This window comes from Helicobacter sp. NHP22-001 (assembly GCF_030270165.1).
Classification (GTDB): Bacteria; Campylobacterota; Campylobacteria; order Campylobacterales; family Helicobacteraceae; genus Helicobacter; species Helicobacter gastrofelis.
Map to the genome: position 1 here is coordinate 1 of NZ_BSWS01000007.1, position 14,035 is coordinate 14,035.

General features: G+C 47.5%; 16 protein-coding genes. 7 read left to right on the forward strand and 9 right to left on the reverse strand.

Translation table 11 applies throughout. The annotated features are described in order from the left end of the window. Nucleotides 1-112 precede the first annotated feature (112 nt). From QSJ47_RS05900 to QSJ47_RS05940, 9 genes are all read right to left on the reverse strand, one after another. On the reverse strand, nt 113-1,177 hold the full coding sequence (locus QSJ47_RS05900; RefSeq protein ID WP_285602746.1) for a radical SAM/SPASM domain-containing protein: 1,065 nt from the start codon (nt 1,175-1,177) through the stop codon (nt 113-115). Nucleotides 1,178-1,503: 326 nt separating this feature from the next. Beyond that, a complete protein-coding gene (mrdA, locus tag QSJ47_RS05905; RefSeq protein ID WP_221272478.1) occupies nt 1,504-3,276 on the reverse strand; it encodes a penicillin-binding protein 2 in 1,773 nt (590 codons plus the stop codon). Next, nucleotides 3,263-3,568: a hypothetical protein gene (locus QSJ47_RS05910; protein ID WP_221272477.1), complete on the reverse strand. Its 306-nt coding sequence runs from the start codon at nt 3,566-3,568 to the stop codon at nt 3,263-3,265. The genes mrdA and QSJ47_RS05910 overlap by 14 nt, the downstream gene beginning before the upstream one ends. A 134-nt stretch (nt 3,569-3,702) precedes the next feature. After that, a complete protein-coding gene (yihA, locus tag QSJ47_RS05915) occupies nt 3,703-4,335 on the reverse strand; it encodes a ribosome biogenesis GTP-binding protein YihA/YsxC (protein ID WP_285602747.1) in 633 nt (210 codons plus the stop codon). Then, a complete protein-coding gene (lptA, locus tag QSJ47_RS05920) occupies nt 4,310-4,837 on the reverse strand; it encodes a lipopolysaccharide transport periplasmic protein LptA (protein WP_221272475.1) in 528 nt (175 codons plus the stop codon). The genes yihA and lptA overlap by 26 nt, the downstream gene beginning before the upstream one ends. Then, nucleotides 4,834-5,358, reverse strand: a complete 525-nt coding sequence (locus QSJ47_RS05925; RefSeq protein ID WP_285602748.1) for a hypothetical protein — start codon at nt 5,356-5,358, stop codon at nt 4,834-4,836. The genes lptA and QSJ47_RS05925 overlap by 4 nt, the downstream gene beginning before the upstream one ends. A gap of 48 nt (nt 5,359-5,406) precedes the next feature. Next, the gene (locus QSJ47_RS05930) at nt 5,407-6,375 is read right to left on the reverse strand and encodes a septal ring lytic transglycosylase RlpA family protein (RefSeq protein WP_221272473.1); all 969 of its coding nucleotides are present in this window, start codon (nt 6,373-6,375) and stop codon (nt 5,407-5,409) included. Continuing rightward, on the reverse strand, nt 6,372-7,472 hold the full coding sequence (locus QSJ47_RS05935; RefSeq protein ID WP_502875125.1) for a lytic transglycosylase domain-containing protein: 1,101 nt from the start codon (nt 7,470-7,472) through the stop codon (nt 6,372-6,374). Before QSJ47_RS05935 ends, QSJ47_RS05930 begins: the two co-directional genes overlap by 4 nt. Next, a complete protein-coding gene (locus QSJ47_RS05940; protein WP_285602749.1) occupies nt 7,469-8,236 on the reverse strand; it encodes a TatD family hydrolase in 768 nt (255 codons plus the stop codon). The genes QSJ47_RS05935 and QSJ47_RS05940 overlap by 4 nt, the downstream gene beginning before the upstream one ends. Before the next feature lie 82 nt (nt 8,237-8,318). Here QSJ47_RS05940 and ribE point away from each other — a divergent pair, with 82 nt between their 5' ends. From ribE to purB, 7 genes are all read left to right on the forward strand, one after another. Next, the gene (ribE, locus tag QSJ47_RS05945) at nt 8,319-8,933 is read left to right on the forward strand and encodes a riboflavin synthase (protein WP_221272471.1); all 615 of its coding nucleotides are present in this window, start codon (nt 8,319-8,321) and stop codon (nt 8,931-8,933) included. Beyond that, nucleotides 8,933-9,199 carry an EscU/YscU/HrcU family type III secretion system export apparatus switch protein gene (locus QSJ47_RS05950; RefSeq protein ID WP_221272470.1) on the forward strand — a complete coding sequence of 89 codons (267 nt, stop codon included), beginning with the start codon at nt 8,933-8,935 and terminating at the stop codon, nt 9,197-9,199. The genes ribE and QSJ47_RS05950 overlap by 1 nt, the downstream gene beginning before the upstream one ends. A 139-nt stretch (nt 9,200-9,338) precedes the next feature. After that, nucleotides 9,339-9,899, forward strand: coding sequence for a pyruvate flavodoxin oxidoreductase subunit gamma (locus QSJ47_RS05955; RefSeq protein WP_221272469.1), 561 nt, complete (start codon nt 9,339-9,341; stop codon nt 9,897-9,899). 9 nt (nt 9,900-9,908) lie between these two features. Continuing rightward, a complete protein-coding gene (locus QSJ47_RS05960) occupies nt 9,909-10,337 on the forward strand; it encodes a 4Fe-4S dicluster-binding protein (protein ID WP_221272468.1) in 429 nt (142 codons plus the stop codon). After that, nucleotides 10,327-11,550 (forward strand): 2-oxoacid:ferredoxin oxidoreductase subunit alpha, encoded by a 1,224-nt coding sequence (locus QSJ47_RS05965; RefSeq protein ID WP_221272467.1) that lies wholly within the window; start codon nt 10,327-10,329, stop codon nt 11,548-11,550. The genes QSJ47_RS05960 and QSJ47_RS05965 overlap by 11 nt, the downstream gene beginning before the upstream one ends. 9 nt (nt 11,551-11,559) lie before the next feature. Next, on the forward strand, nt 11,560-12,504 hold the full coding sequence (locus QSJ47_RS05970; RefSeq protein ID WP_221272466.1) for a thiamine pyrophosphate-dependent enzyme: 945 nt from the start codon (nt 11,560-11,562) through the stop codon (nt 12,502-12,504). Then, on the forward strand, nt 12,504-13,829 hold the full coding sequence (gene purB / locus QSJ47_RS05975; RefSeq protein ID WP_285602750.1) for an adenylosuccinate lyase: 1,326 nt from the start codon (nt 12,504-12,506) through the stop codon (nt 13,827-13,829). The genes QSJ47_RS05970 and purB overlap by 1 nt, the downstream gene beginning before the upstream one ends. Nucleotides 13,830-14,035: the final 206 nt, after the last annotated feature.

The following is a 14,035-nucleotide window of genomic DNA, read 5'->3' on the forward strand; positions in this document are numbered from 1 at the left end:
CATAGGAGAAGCTAACCCAGAAACTATCAAAAGATACATAGAAAATCAAGGGTAGAGGGCATTCATCCCACCCGCTAAAGACGAGTGGGATTTCTGCCGGAGAGTTTTAAACTCAAAGGTTTTTTCCATCGCTCACCGCCTTTCTTAAGATTTCCTTTTGTTTGCGGATTTTTGCCACTAAAAAGGGGACGTTTTTGGGCATAACAGGGCATTTCTTAGACTTGCTGAGGTAGTTTTTCAGCACACAAGCGCGCCCCATGCACTGGAAGAAAAAGAAACAATCCTTACAAGCAGGGTCAAAGCGGATATACTCCTTCCACGCCTCTAGTTTATGCGCCTCAAGCCTCAAGCCCTTTTGCAAATCCCCGAATTTATTGTGCTCTTGGTTGAGCGCAATGGTGCATTTCAAGACTTCTAAATTGGGGTTGATGGTGAGGTTTGAGGATTTAGACGCGTAACACACCGAGCCGGCAATTTGGGTGAGCATGCCTAAATCCCCCAATAAAAAGCCCTGCTCTTGCGCCTCGCTCTCCCAAATGCCTTGCATGTTGGGTGCACCGCTGTGGCACGCTTGTCTGCGCTCGGGTGTGGTGGTGTTGTTGCCCTCGGAGTATAAACCGATGGGTCTAAAGAGCAGGGCAAAGCGCAAATCCCCCTTTAAAAATGCAAGGTTTTTAAAAAATTGCACTCTTTGCTCTGGGCTGGAGCTGTGCTGGTTAAAGTTACACCTCAGCATGATTTTAAAGTTTTCTTTAAGCGTGTGGATGGCGTGGATGTTTGCCATGATCTGATCGTAACTGCCGCCCCCGCCGCATTTAGGGCGCATTTTGTCATGCTGCTCTTTGAGCCCGTCTAAAGTGATTTGAAAGGCCTTGACATTGCGCTGCACCAAGGCTTGCATATTGTCTTTACTTAAAAGGTAGCCATTGGTGGTCATGGATGCGCTGTGTGGGATGTGGGCGATTCTCTCTTGAAACGCTAAAATCCACTTGAGGTTTAAAAGCGGTTCGCCCCCGAAGTATTCGATGCGGATGCGTTTGTCTTGATTGCTTTCTAAAAGGGCAAAGATTTTATCGCTGTTCAGCTGTTTAAAACGGGCGGTGTCTAAATGGTTTTCATAGCAATAGACACAGCGGAAGTTGCACGCATCCCCGGCGGGGAGCAAGATTAAATGCAATTCTTGCCCTTCTCTTTTGATTTGCTTGTCAAACTCTTGTTCGTAAAAGTCCCCTTTGTGGGTAGGGGCAAAAAAGTTATTTTGGGTTAAAAACCCGAGGTGCCTAGTGGGAAAGTCGTTTGTAAAGGCGATTTGGTGCTGGGTTAATTCAGCGATGTACCTTTCTTCAATAGCAACGCCGATATCATTAAACCAATTATAGAGGTAGAGTTCCCCCCCCCCCCCCCCGATTATCTACAACGCTCACTTGTTTGAGTAGGTCATATAAGGGCATCTAAAAGTCCTTAGAAATAAATGCCCTAATCTAGCATGTTTTGATTAACAAACTAAGGCTTAATGTAGCCCAAGTCCACAAGAGCATTTGCCATTGCCCTAACAATCGGGCCGTTCTTGCTGCCTCCCTCGCCGTGTTCCACTAAAACAGTGATGACATATTTAGGGTTTTTAAAAGGCAAAAAGGCGGTCATCCACGCGTGCGAGCGGTGGAAGTACTCCATTTGATCTTCTTTCACACGCTTGATGGTGTCTTGGTCGATGCCCACAACCTGCGCCGTGCCCGTTTTGCACGCCAGGGCGACTTTAACCCCCCTTGTGCTGTAATAGCCCGTGCCCCCCTGTGTGCTGCACGCCTCATACATACCTTGCCTTAGAACGGGGAGTTTGGATTTTTGGAAGTTATCCAAGACATCTTTGGCTTTAAAATTACCCTTGAGCGCAAAATGGGGGGTGGGGAGTTTGCCCGAGGCAATCAAAGCCGTGTAGTTTGCCACTTGCATAGGCGTGGTTAAAAACGAACCTTGCCCGATAGAAGTGATGAGCGTATCGCCAGTGTTCCAAATGCCACCAAAGCGTTTCATCTTCCAACCAGGATCGGGCAAAATCCCGATAAACTCGTTGGGCAAATCCACACCTGTTTTTTGTCCAAAGCCCATTTGGCGAAAAGTCTTGGCTAAATTGTCGATCGAAATATCTTGGGCGAATTTGTAAAAGTAGACATCTACGGATTCTTTGATCGCCTTGTATAAATTTGTCTTGCCATGCCCACCGGCTTTCCAATCTCTAAATTTGCGCTTGCCCACTTCAATGTAACCGGGAGCATAGACTTCTGTTCGCTCTGTGATGGGTAGATATTCTAAAAAGCTCAAAGCCGAACCCATTTTCACTACAGAGCCGGGGGGGTAAAGCCCATTGATGAGGCGGTTTAATAGGGGATTGTAAATATTCTCTTGGAGTTTTTTCCAATTTGCTACGCTGATCCCGCCGATGAAGTCATTTAAGTCATACTCTGGGTAGCTACCCGCAGCTAAGATCGCTCCTGTGTGTATATCCATCACCACCACCGCTCCCACTTTATCCACAAACAGCGCATCGGCTTTCTCTTGTAAGCGTTTGTCTAAGGTCAACACCAAGTCATTGTTAGTTTTGGGTTGTTTTTCTTCTAAGACTTTTAATTCTTGGTTTAAAGCGTTCACGCTCACGAGTTTATAGCCTATTTCCCCTTGTAAGAGGTCGTTATACTCTTTTTCTAAACCAGTTTTACCAATGGTGTGGGTGTATTGGCTCTTGGGATCACTTTGCATATCCTTAGTATCCGCTGCACCTAAGTAGCCCAAAACATGGGAGGCTAGGGCGTTGCCCGGATAGTGGCGTTTGTTGGCAGGGGTTATAGTGATTTTGGGATCGAGGATCAATTGAGGATACAAGGTCTGCATTTGGGCGTAGGGGATGAACTCTAAAATCTGTATGGCGTTGTGGTTGTAGACGGAGTTCTGTCTATGGTAGTTTTGGGCGGCGGTTTGAGTATCTAGAGTGGGGAAGTGGTGCTGTAAAAACTCTAATTCTTGTTGCAACTGGTCTTTTTTAAGAGCGGGGGCAAGTGAAATGCTAAAGCCCAGCTCGTTTATGGCGAGCAGTTGGTGGTTACGATCCATGATTAGCCCCCTTGTGGGGACTAAAATTTCTTTTTTAGTCATGTTGCGCAGGGCAAGCTGCTCAAAGTAGTCGTTGGTCTTGATCGTTAAAATGAAAATGCGCAAGAGCAAAATCGCCCACACGAGTGCCAAAAAGCCAAAGATGAAACGGAATCTAAGACCTTGCATACACTCTCCACAAAATGAACTCAAGCGCACCATAAGTTAGGAGCCGATCCCAAGGGACTAGGGGTGTGTCGTGCAAGGTGGCAAGCAGTAAAGTGTAAAGTACATAGATCGCCACTATATGGAAGGCCTCCCATAAAATATGCTCTTCAAACGCCCTTAAAACGAATTGTAAAACGATCTTCTCGTAGAGGATAAAGAGCAAAATCAATACCCCAAGCGGCTCTTGGTTGATCGCCTCAAAGAGCAGCAAACACGCAAAAATGGAGAGGATATAGCGGTTTTGCGAGCGCACCACTCCCCTATTTTTGTATAACATAAAAAGAAGGCCAAGGAGAGGAGGCAAAATGGGGTAAAGGACCTGTAAATTGTTGTAAAGATAAAAGCCCAACACATATAAGACGCAGTGGGTGTAAGTTAATCTTGAGATCATATGCGCCCCAACAATGCGTTTAGCAAAGTGATTTGCAAGTGTTTCAAAGAGCCAAATTTGGACTTAAGGGTGCTTGGCTTTAGCACACTCACTAGAGCATTTGGGTGTTCTTGCAGTAGGGCGTGTTTAGCATGGCTGGTGAGTTTGTCAAACTTTGTGTAAACACAACGGATACTTTGGTCGGGTTTGACAAAACTTTGCAAGAACACTTGCACATTTTCATCTTGGCTCAAGTGTAAATGGCGCGCGTCTATTAAGTGTAAGAATAATTTGATACTGGAGCGTTGCTGTAATAAGGTGCATAAAAACGCCCCCCACTCCTCTTGTAAACTCTTAGACACTTTGGCATACCCAAAACCGGGTAAATCAATGCAGCCAAAGGCGATTTTTTCAGCCCCTAATTGCCAAGTGGTGGTGAAAAAATTTGCCATTTGGGTTTTGCCGGGCGTAGCCGAACTTTTGGCGATTTTACGCCCCAAAAGCTGGTTGATAAACGAGCTTTTGCCGACATTGCTGCGCCCCAAAAACGCCATTTCAGGCAAGCTAGTGGGGGGGATTTGCGCCATATTTGTTGCCGAGCACATGAAGCGACTTTCTAACACTTTAAGGTTTAGATTGTTGTTTGGCATGCTTTTTTGCCTTTTGCTTTTTTTGCTCTTTTTGGATGTCCTCCATGTCAAAGATAAAGGTCGCAGGTTTGTCCTTACCCCCGAGCACATCCGCATAACCATGCTCTTTGCTTAAAATGATCTCTTCACCTTTCACAGAGTTTACCTTGCCCACTTCGTTCACCACAGCGTTTTGTAACAAGCGATACTCTTGCTTGAGCGCATCATAAATCAAGCGATCCGAGTGCCCCTTAACCTCTCTACCATCCTCTGTAAACAAATGAAAATGCACATCGCCGATCGCCTCGTATTTAGTGGGTTTACGCTTGTTATTGGTGTAAATGATGACCTTGTTAGCCGTCAGCGTGTCCTTGCCCTTTTTAATATGGACATTGCCTTGAATGATCGTGGTTTTCTTTTGATCATTGGCTAGGAATTTATCCGCTGTAACCTCTAAAGTTTCTTTTAAAGGCACAGCCCACAACAAACCACAAATAAAAAGGGAGAAACCGAGCTTTTTCAAAACTTAAACCTTTGTGTGTGTCGTCCCTTGGGGTGCTCAGCCTCTGCTAAATTGATGATGGCGTGGATACCCTGCGCTTGCAAGACTTGGGTTTTGTGGTTGTAGGCGATGTTTTGCCCGCTTACATGCCCTTCAGGTCCATTTAATAAAAAATTGCCCTCCCCTTGAAAGATCTGTTTAGCGTGGTTATAAACCCCTTTTTGGCTCCAAAAACTTTCATGGTTACTGGTCGTGTAAAGCACCCCTTTAGGAAAAGAATATAAATCGCCACGGCGCACCAAAACCTCCCCTCTAGCGTGTTCTAAAACTTGGCTATCGTTGTCAAATTTACTCAAAACAAAGTCGTAAAGGACTTCGTGGTCGCTAAATTGTAAAGCATGACTGCCCTTAATGTTTAAATCCGTGCTAGTGGCATTGCCCTCAAAAGCACTAAAGCCACGCAATTCAATTTTGGCAAAATCTCCGTTAAAGGTGGGGGCTTGTCTTTGGGGGCGTAAGAAAAACAAAATCAACCCCCCCATTGCTACCGCCAAGCCGATAAAAAACAGCCAAACGGGGTTCGCACGCACCTATTCACGCACCAAAATACTAGACTTTTTTAGATATTGTGCATAGTCGTTGGCTTCTTCTTGGCTTTTAAAGCCTCTGATAAACACCCGATAAATGGGTCTGTCGTTTTTAATTCCATTTACAATAACGCTAGAGTAATTTGTGTTTTTTAAGTGCACTTGCAAGGAGTCTCTAGCGTGCATGGCCCCTTGTTGATTATAAAACGCCCCCACTTGCAAGGAGAAGTTGCCCCCGCTGTAACTTTTTTGGCTCTCGCCCACTTTAAATTCTTTCTGCAAGGCTCTAGCTTGTTTATTTTGCTCTAAAGAGGGGGCGTATTGTTTCGCCACCACCCCTCCAAAGCCGATCACCTCTAGGCGCACGGGGGCTACTCCCTTGCCGATCATAGCGACATCGCGTGCGGCAGCGTTGGAGAGGTCAATGATTCTATTTCTTACAAAAGGTCCTCTGTCGTTGATCCGCACAATGGTGCTTCTGTTGTTGTCCTTGTTGGTCACCTTAACGATCGTGTTCATGGGCAAGATCTTATTAGCAGCAGTGTGGGCGTACATGTTGTAAATCTCACCACTGCTGGTTTTCTTAGCGTGGAAGTTGGGGCCATACCAACTCGCATAACCATCAAAAGTCTGCCCGACCTTTACCTGTGTGGGGTAGTAGGTCTTGCCACCCACTCTGTAGGGGCGCATGGTGGCGCGCTGCATCGCCGCTGAATCGATCATACCCGCTGTCAAACTGCTTTTAGATACGGGAGTGTCGTAGCTTTTGTTTTCTAGGTGCTTATTCTTATGGCGGTGGAAAAAAGAAAAGTGTTTTCTGGGCGGGATGGTGCCATTAAAGTCCCTAGCATCTTCATAGGCACGCAAACTTTCATGCTTGTTAGAAAAAGCGTAGCTTTGTTGTCCTTCCACATTTTTGGCACACCCTATAAACGCCAAGCTGACTAAAACAACTTGACAACACAATTTCATTTAACCTCGTTTTGTGCCACTTTAAAGCGGCGGGTTTTGTGGCCTAAAACGGGGATGATAAGCCTTTGTCTGCGGCTCAAGTAAAAACCTTTGAGGTTATTTGTATACCTCAAAAGGGCAACAGAGCTGTGGAACTTTTTAGCGATGGAATAAAGCGTTTCTCTAGGCTTAACCTTGTGGCTAAGAACGCGCACAATGTAGCTCTTGGGCTTATAGTGTTGCTTAAAGTAGGCAAGGTTTTCATAGGGGATATAGACCATGCTAGGCGCACCTGTGGGCAAAAAGTTATATCTAAACTGGTGGTTATAAGCCCTAAGTTTGGCTAGGGATAAATGCGCACTCGTGGCGACTTGGCTCAATAAAGTCCCCCCCTTAACAGACACGCTAGCTAGTGTTTGGCGCGCCCCCCTATTGAGTAGATACGCCTTGTTGCCCTCTGTGTCTAAATTATTGAAAGCGATGGCTAGGCTCAAAATGGAGCGGATGTAGTGGCGGGTTTCTAGGGGTAGGTATTTTTTACCTTCATCGAGCAAGACATTGATATTGTCCGTGCCCGCAACTTGGATCGCCTCTAGCACGCGCCTAAGCCCATAGTTATACGCCATCGCCACCAAATACCATTGGTGGGTTTGCTTGTAGAGCATTTTAAAGTAGGTGATCGCCGCCTGTGTGCTTTTGATCGGGTCGCGCCGCTCATCCACTAGAGTGTTGACCTTTAAGCCTAACATTTTAGCGGTTTTTGGCATGAACTGCCAAATGCCCACCGCCCTTTTCACGCTGTAGGCTCTCGCCGAAAACCTAGACTCTGCCATCGCTAAAAACAAAAACTCTATGGGGACATTTGCTTGCAAGAGCATGTTTTTGATGGTGGGGATGAAAACCCCATTAGCATCGTAGTGTTGGAGCAATTTATCAAAGGTTTGTTGCACGCTCCCTAAGGCATCGGTGTTGGCCCTATTTGTTAGAAAGTCGGCATCCACGCCAAAGGCGTTCAAAGTCTTTAGGCTAGTGCTGTTGATCGTGGGCGGGGCGGCATACAAAGACAGGTTCAGCAGGCAAACGAAACTCAAGGGTTGTAACAAGGATTTAAAAATCATAAGTGTACCTTTAAATTAAAAAGAGTTTGGGCGTTGTGTGTGGTGCTGTGGGCTAGCTCTTGCACATCCATTTGGCGCACCTGAGCTAACTTTTCAGCAATTAAGGGGATGTACCTAGGCTCGTTGCGCTGTCCCCTAAAGGGGTGGGGGGCAAGGTAGGGTGCATCGGTTTCTAAGAGCAAGCGCTTTAGGGGGATTTGGGGCAGGGTTTCTACTAAATTTTTGGCGTTTTTAAAGGTCGCCACGCCCCCAATGCCATAGTAAAAATTATCCGCTAGCTCTAGCAAAAGGCCATCGCCATTAAAGCAGTGCAACACGCCCCTAAGCTCGGGATACTGCTTTAAAATGGCGTGTGCGTCTACGCTGGCTTCTCGTATATGCACGATTAGGGGCTTGTTAAACTCTAAAGCCAAAGCAATTTGGGCTTGAAAAATCTCTTGTTGTTTAGTTTTGGTGGTGGGGTCGTTTTGGTAGTGGTAATCTAGCCCGCACTCGCCCACAGCCACGCATCTAGGATGCTGGATATGCGCTTTTAAGAAGTCCAACTGAAAGTCTTGTAAATCCAAAGGATGCACGCCCACAGCAAAGTAAAGGTTGGGGTGGCTCTCACAAAGTGCGATGGCGCGCCCTAGGTCTTTGGGGCTGGCGGCGGGGATAATGGCGGTGTTGACCCCGACTTCTTTGGCGTTATCCAAGACTTGACACACATCAGCAAGGTAGTGGGCGTGGTCTAAGTGGCAATGGGTGTCTACAAGATCTAACATCTAGTTCCTTATACAGTTAAAAAAGCTCCATTGTACTATAATTAAGGGGTTGATACCCTAAAAAACGATAAAAAAGGCACACATGTTTAGCGGATTGATCCACGAAGTGACGCAAATCCTTAGTTTCAGCAATGGGGTTTTGAGCCTAAAAAGCGCCCATAAGCCCAAAATAGGCGACAGCATTGCTGTCAATGGGGCATGCCTTACAGCGATCGCTCTTTTCAAGGGGGGCTTTAGTGCACAGATGAGCGCACACACACAGGCGCACATCGCTTTAGAAAACTACCAAGCCGGCCAAAGAGTGCATGTTGAGCTTGCCCTAAAGGCAGGGGATCGCTTTGATGGGCATTTCGTACAAGGGCACATCGATGGGGTGGGGGTGGTTAAGAGTGTGCGAAAGGGGGAAAGTCAAGTGGACATCGCCATTAAAGCCTCCCCGGCTATTTTAGAGCTGTGTATCCCCAAAGGCTCGATTGCCATAGACGGGGTGAGTTTGACCTTGGCGGGCGTGCAAAACGACAGCTTTTCTTTGGTCATCATCCCCCACACCTTTAAAAACACCCTCTTTAATAGCTACAAGCCCGGGCGCAGAGTGAACATTGAAAGCGACATGCTCGTGCGTGCGGTGGCACACCTTAACAAACGCCAAAACCCGCTCTCATGGGCGGTGTGCGACTCGTTGGTGATGGGCTATTAATGGGAATGCCAAAAGCCGTAGCCCTAGCCTATAACATCGGGCAGGATAGCGCGCCTAAAGTGGTGGCTAGCGGGGTAGGCCAAATTGCCAAAGCGATCATGGAAAAAGCAAAAGCCTTTGATGTCCCCTTGTTTTGCAATGAAGCCTTAGTGAACTCGCTCTTAGATGTGCACCTAGATACGCCCATCCCGCCCGAACTTTACGCAAGCGTGGTGGAGGTCTTCATTTGGCTACAAAACGCCGAGAGCGGCGCACAAATGAGTTAAAGGGGTTGTTTAGCGGGCTTTGGTAATTGAAGAGGACGATATTCTTAAAATCTCCCTCATTTTGCGTAGGTTTACTTAAAATCTTGTATAATCCCCCCGCAATACGGACTTTTTTGTCTATTTTTAAGGAAGGAGAACGATGCTAGAAATTCGATGGCACGCACGCGCTGGGCAAGGCGCGGTTACGGGCGCAAAGGGCTTAGCCGATGTGCTCACCACCACAGGAAAAGAGGTACAAGGTTTTGCGGTCTATGGGTCGGCAAAAAGGGGGGCGGCGATGACGGCGTATAACCGCATCGACTCCGAGCCCATTTTAAACCACGAGAAGTTCATGCACCCCGATTATGTCTTGGTGATCGACCCAGGGCTCACTTTCATCGCCGACATCACCGAGCATGAAAAACCCGACACGACCTACATCATCACCACGCATTTAAGCAAGGATGAATTGTTTGAAAAAAAACCCGAGTTGGCAAACAAAAAGGTGTTTACCCTAAATTGCATTAAAATCGCAATGGACACGATTAAACGCCCCATCCCAAACACCCCTATGCTTGGGGCTTTAATGAAAGTTTCTGGCATGCTCGAACTCGAGTTTTTTAAAAACACTTTTAAAGAAGTTTTGGGTAAAAAAATGCCCCAAGCCTTGATCGATGCGAACATGCTCGCGATCGACCACGCTTACGCCCAAGTGCAATAAAGGACAAACATGAAAAACTGGCAAGAATTTGAAATGGGGGCGGTGCTCTTCCCCTTTGAAAAACAAGGACAGGAGGAATTAAGCAAACACAATAACGAGCGCACCTACACCACGGACAGCTCATTCACTGCGAGCGTGGCGCATTGGCGGGTGGAAAAACCCGTGCATAACAAGGATGTTTGCATTAATTGTTTTAATTGTTGGGTTTACTGCCCCGATGCGTCCATTTTATCCCGTGAGGGAAAAATGAGTGGGATCGACTACGAGCACTGCAAGGGCTGTGGCGTGTGTGTGGATGTCTGCCCCACTAACCCCAAATCTCTTTTAATGTTTGATAATTTAGAGCCCCTAGAGGAGGCTCTTGGCAAATGGCCTGAAAAGAAAGAGGGTTTGAAAAAGAAAAGCTACCGCACAGAAGGGGGTTATAATGGCTTCTAGTTACCACTTAAATGGTGTGGAGGCGTGGGATGGCTGCACGGCGAGCGCACACGCTCTAAGACAGGCACAAGTGGATGTCGTGGCGGCTTACCCCATCACCCCCTCCACGCCCATTATCCAAAACTACGGCTCTTTTAAAGACAATGGCTATATTGATGGCGAGTTTGTTTTGGTGGAGTCTGAGCACGCCGCCATGAGCGCATGCGTGGGGGCAGCGGCTGCAGGCGGGCGTGTGAGCACCGCCACAAGCTCACAAGGTTTTGCCCTTATGGTGGAAGTGCTTTACCAAGCCGCTGGCATGCGTCTGCCTATTGTGCTGAATGTCGCTAACCGCGCTTTGGCTTCGCCTTTAAACATCCACTGCGACCACTCGGACATGTATTTGGGGCGCGATAGCGGCTGGATCAGCCTTTGCACCTGCAACCCCCAAGAAGTGTATGACTTTACGCTCATGGCGTTTAGACTCGCCGAGCACATGGGGGTGAGGGTGCCCGTGATGGTGCACCAAGACGGGTTCTTATCTTCACACACCGTACAAAATGTCCGCCCCCTAGCCGACCATATCGCTTATAAATTCGTGGGCGATTATGTCCCCGTGCATCCCATGTTTGACTTTGACAAACCCGTAAGCTACGGGGCACAGGCTGAGGAAGAGTGGCACTTTGAGCACAAAGCCAAGTTACACCACGCCATTATGGAGTCTAGTAGCGTGCTTGAAGATATCTTTAATGATTTTGCCAAACTCACAGGACGGCAATACAATATTTTAGAAACCTTTGACATGGAAGACGCTGAGGTAGCGATTTTTGCGCTTGGCACCACTTGGGAGTCTGCCATTGTGGCGGCTAAGAAAGCTAGGGAAAAGGGTATTAAAGCGGGCGTGGTAACCACACACCTACTACGCCCCTTTCCCTTTGTGGCTTTGGGTGAAGTCTTTAAAAAGGCTAAGGCTGTGGCTATCATGGATAAAAGCTCGCCTTCTGGGGCTATGGGTGCACTCTTTAATGAGATCGCTGCTAGCTTATACCAAGTGCAAGGTTCACGCCACCCCGTGCTTAGCAACTACATTTACGGGCTAGGCGGGCGCGACTTGACCCAAGCGGACTTGGATCATATTTTTGAGGAGTTGAGCCAAGACGCACAAAAAGGTGCGCTCACCCACCCCACCCAGCAATTCATCGGGCTTGCTGGACCTAAATTGTCTTACTTTTAAGGAGAACACATGGTTAAAGAAGTCAAAACACTCAAGAGTTTTAGCCAATCAGCGGAAAAGTTTGAAGGCTCCCACCTCCTTTGCCCTGGTTGCGGGCATGGGATCATCGTGAGGGAGGTGCTCAACGCCGTGGATGGGCCCATTGTGCTAGGCAACTCCACCGGCTGTTTAGAAGTGTGCTCAGCAGTGTATCCACACACTTCTTGGGATGTGCCTTGGATCCATATCGGGTTTGAAAACGGCTCTACTGCTATCAGCGGCGCAGAGAGCATGTACAAAGCCCTAGAGCGCAAGGGCAAATACAAAGGGCAACGCCCTAAATTTGTCGCCTTTGGGGGCGATGGCGCAAGCTATGACATCGGGTTTCAATTCATCAGCGGGTGCTTGGAGCGCGGGCATGACATGACCTACATCTGCCTAGACAATGAAAACTACGCCAACACGGGGGGGCAAAGAAGCGGCAGCACGCCTATGGGCGCAAGCACTAGCACCACCCCTGCGGGCAAGGTGAGCTTTGGCAAAAAAGAGCGCAAAAAAGACCTACCCCTCATCATGGCAGCCCATGGCATCCCCTACACCGCCCAAATTGCGCCCAACAAGTGGAAGGACATGAACAAGAAAATCAAAACCGCCCTAGACACTGAGGGTCCCTGCTTCATCAACGCCCTTAGCCCCTGCCCCACCGAGTGGCGTTACCACTCTTCTTTGGCGATTGAAATGACGGATCTAGCGGTGGATTGCTTGATCTTCCCCTTGTTTGAAATCTTTAATGGGCATGAACTAAAAATCACCTACCGCCCCCGCAATGTTCTGCCCGTACGCGATTATTTAGGTGTGCAAAAACGCTTTGCCCACTTGTTCAAAAAAGAGAATGAACACATCATTGAGGCGTTGCAAAAAGATGTCGATGCCCGTTGGGAATACTTACAGCGCAGAGAAGAAGCCAAAGTTTAATGGTCGATCGCTATGCTTTGGAGGGGATGGCACGCCTTTGGGGCGTACAAAACAAGTTTGACACTTACTTAAAAGTTGAAAAGGCGATTGTGCAGGCGTGGCACGCCTTGGGCGTGGTAGACGCTAAGAGTTGCCAAAAAATCCAAGAAGTTAGTTTTAGCTTAGAACGGGTTTATGAAATCGAGCAAACCACTAAACACGATTTGATCGCCTTTGTGAATGCCGTTTGTGAAAACTTGGGAGAAGAGGCGCACTTTTTTCACTACGGCATCACTTCTAGCGATTGTATAGACACTGCCTTAGCTTTAATACTAAAAGAAAGCCTAGAAATCATCTTGCAAGACTTGCAAGGGCTTTTAGAGGTGCTGAAAAATCGGGCATTTGAGTTTAAAGACACCCCCATCATCGGGCGCAGCCACGGCATCCATGGCGAGCCGATGAGCTTTGGGCTGGTGTGGGCGTTGTGGTTTGAGGAAATGCGCCGCCATGTGAAATCTTTAGAGGGGGTGCTCGAGGAAGTGAGCGTGGGCATGGTGAGCGGGGCGATGGGAAATATGGCACACACCCCTTTAGAGCTCGAAGAAAAAACTTGTGAGATTTTAGGGTTAAAGCCTGCCTTAATCACCAATCAAGTCATCTCAAGGGATCGGCACGCTAAACTCATCAACGCCCTAGCCGTGCTGGCCAGCAGCTGCGAAAAAATCGCTACTAATGTCCGCCACTACCAGCGCACAGAAGTTTATGAGGCGGAGGAATACTTTAGCGTGGGGCAAAAGGGCAGCTCGGCTATGCCACATAAACGCAACCCCGTGTTGAGCGAAAACATCACGGGATTGTGTCGGGTCATTAGAGGTTATGCTGTGCCCATGCTTGAGAGCGTCGCTCTGTGGCACGAGCGCGACATTAGCCACAGTTCCGTGGAGCGCTTTGTCTTCCCCGACATTTTCACCACCACGGATTTTATGCTGCACCGCTTGACAAACCTACTAAAGACCCTTGTCATTTACCCCAAAAACATGCAAGCGAATTTAGAGCGCACGGGTGGATTAGTGTATTCGCAAAGAGTGCTTTTAGAACTACCAAAACTAGGCTTTAGCAAAGAGCAAAGCTATGACATCGTGCAAGAAAACGCTGCTAAGGTGTGGCAAGACTTGCAAGAGGACAAGCACCACAAAAAGGGTTTCTTAAACGCTTTACTTGTCGACCCTAGACTAAAAGACATCGACCCAAAAAAGCTTAAAGCTTGTTTTGAAACAGCGCATTACCTAAGACATACAGACCAAATTTTTAAACGGGTCTTTGGGAATGATCCAACTTTGAGCTAGAATACGCTGTTCTTGCCCATCCTTTCATGAATTAATCTCGTGGACTAAAAAAACAGTCCATCGGTTATTCCATTAAAACTCTCTTACATCTTGAAATACAAGTCTAGCCTAGAAGTTACTTTTGTATAGACTTTAATGAGGATATTGCAGAATCTAAAAACCCATAAACTTTTGCTTTACTATAAGTATAGTCTAAAGTTATGGTC

Coding starts and splice junctions, on each gene's coding strand:
- mrdA (WP_221272478.1), bottom strand. CDS start 3,276: ATGCAAGGTCTTAGATTCCGTTTCATCTTTGGCTTTTTGGCACTCGTG.
- yihA (WP_285602747.1), bottom strand. CDS start 4,335: ATGCCAAACAACAATCTAAACCTTAAAGTGTTAGAAAGTCGCTTCATG.
- QSJ47_RS05925 (WP_285602748.1), bottom strand. CDS start 5,358: ATGGGGGGGTTGATTTTGTTTTTCTTACGCCCCCAAAGACAAGCCCCC.
- QSJ47_RS05930 (WP_221272473.1), bottom strand. CDS start 6,375: ATGAAATTGTGTTGTCAAGTTGTTTTAGTCAGCTTGGCGTTTATAGGG.
- QSJ47_RS05935 (WP_502875125.1), bottom strand. CDS start 7,472: ATGATTTTTAAATCCTTGTTACAACCCTTGAGTTTCGTTTGCCTGCTG.
- QSJ47_RS05940 (WP_285602749.1), bottom strand. CDS start 8,236: ATGTTAGATCTTGTAGACACCCATTGCCACTTAGACCACGCCCACTAC.
- ribE (WP_221272471.1), top strand. CDS start 8,319: ATGTTTAGCGGATTGATCCACGAAGTGACGCAAATCCTTAGTTTCAGC.
- QSJ47_RS05950 (WP_221272470.1), top strand. CDS start 8,933: ATGGGAATGCCAAAAGCCGTAGCCCTAGCCTATAACATCGGGCAGGAT.
- QSJ47_RS05955 (WP_221272469.1), top strand. CDS start 9,339: ATGCTAGAAATTCGATGGCACGCACGCGCTGGGCAAGGCGCGGTTACG.
- QSJ47_RS05960 (WP_221272468.1), top strand. CDS start 9,909: ATGAAAAACTGGCAAGAATTTGAAATGGGGGCGGTGCTCTTCCCCTTT.
- QSJ47_RS05965 (WP_221272467.1), top strand. CDS start 10,327: ATGGCTTCTAGTTACCACTTAAATGGTGTGGAGGCGTGGGATGGCTGC.
- QSJ47_RS05970 (WP_221272466.1), top strand. CDS start 11,560: ATGGTTAAAGAAGTCAAAACACTCAAGAGTTTTAGCCAATCAGCGGAA.
- purB (WP_285602750.1), top strand. CDS start 12,504: ATGGTCGATCGCTATGCTTTGGAGGGGATGGCACGCCTTTGGGGCGTA.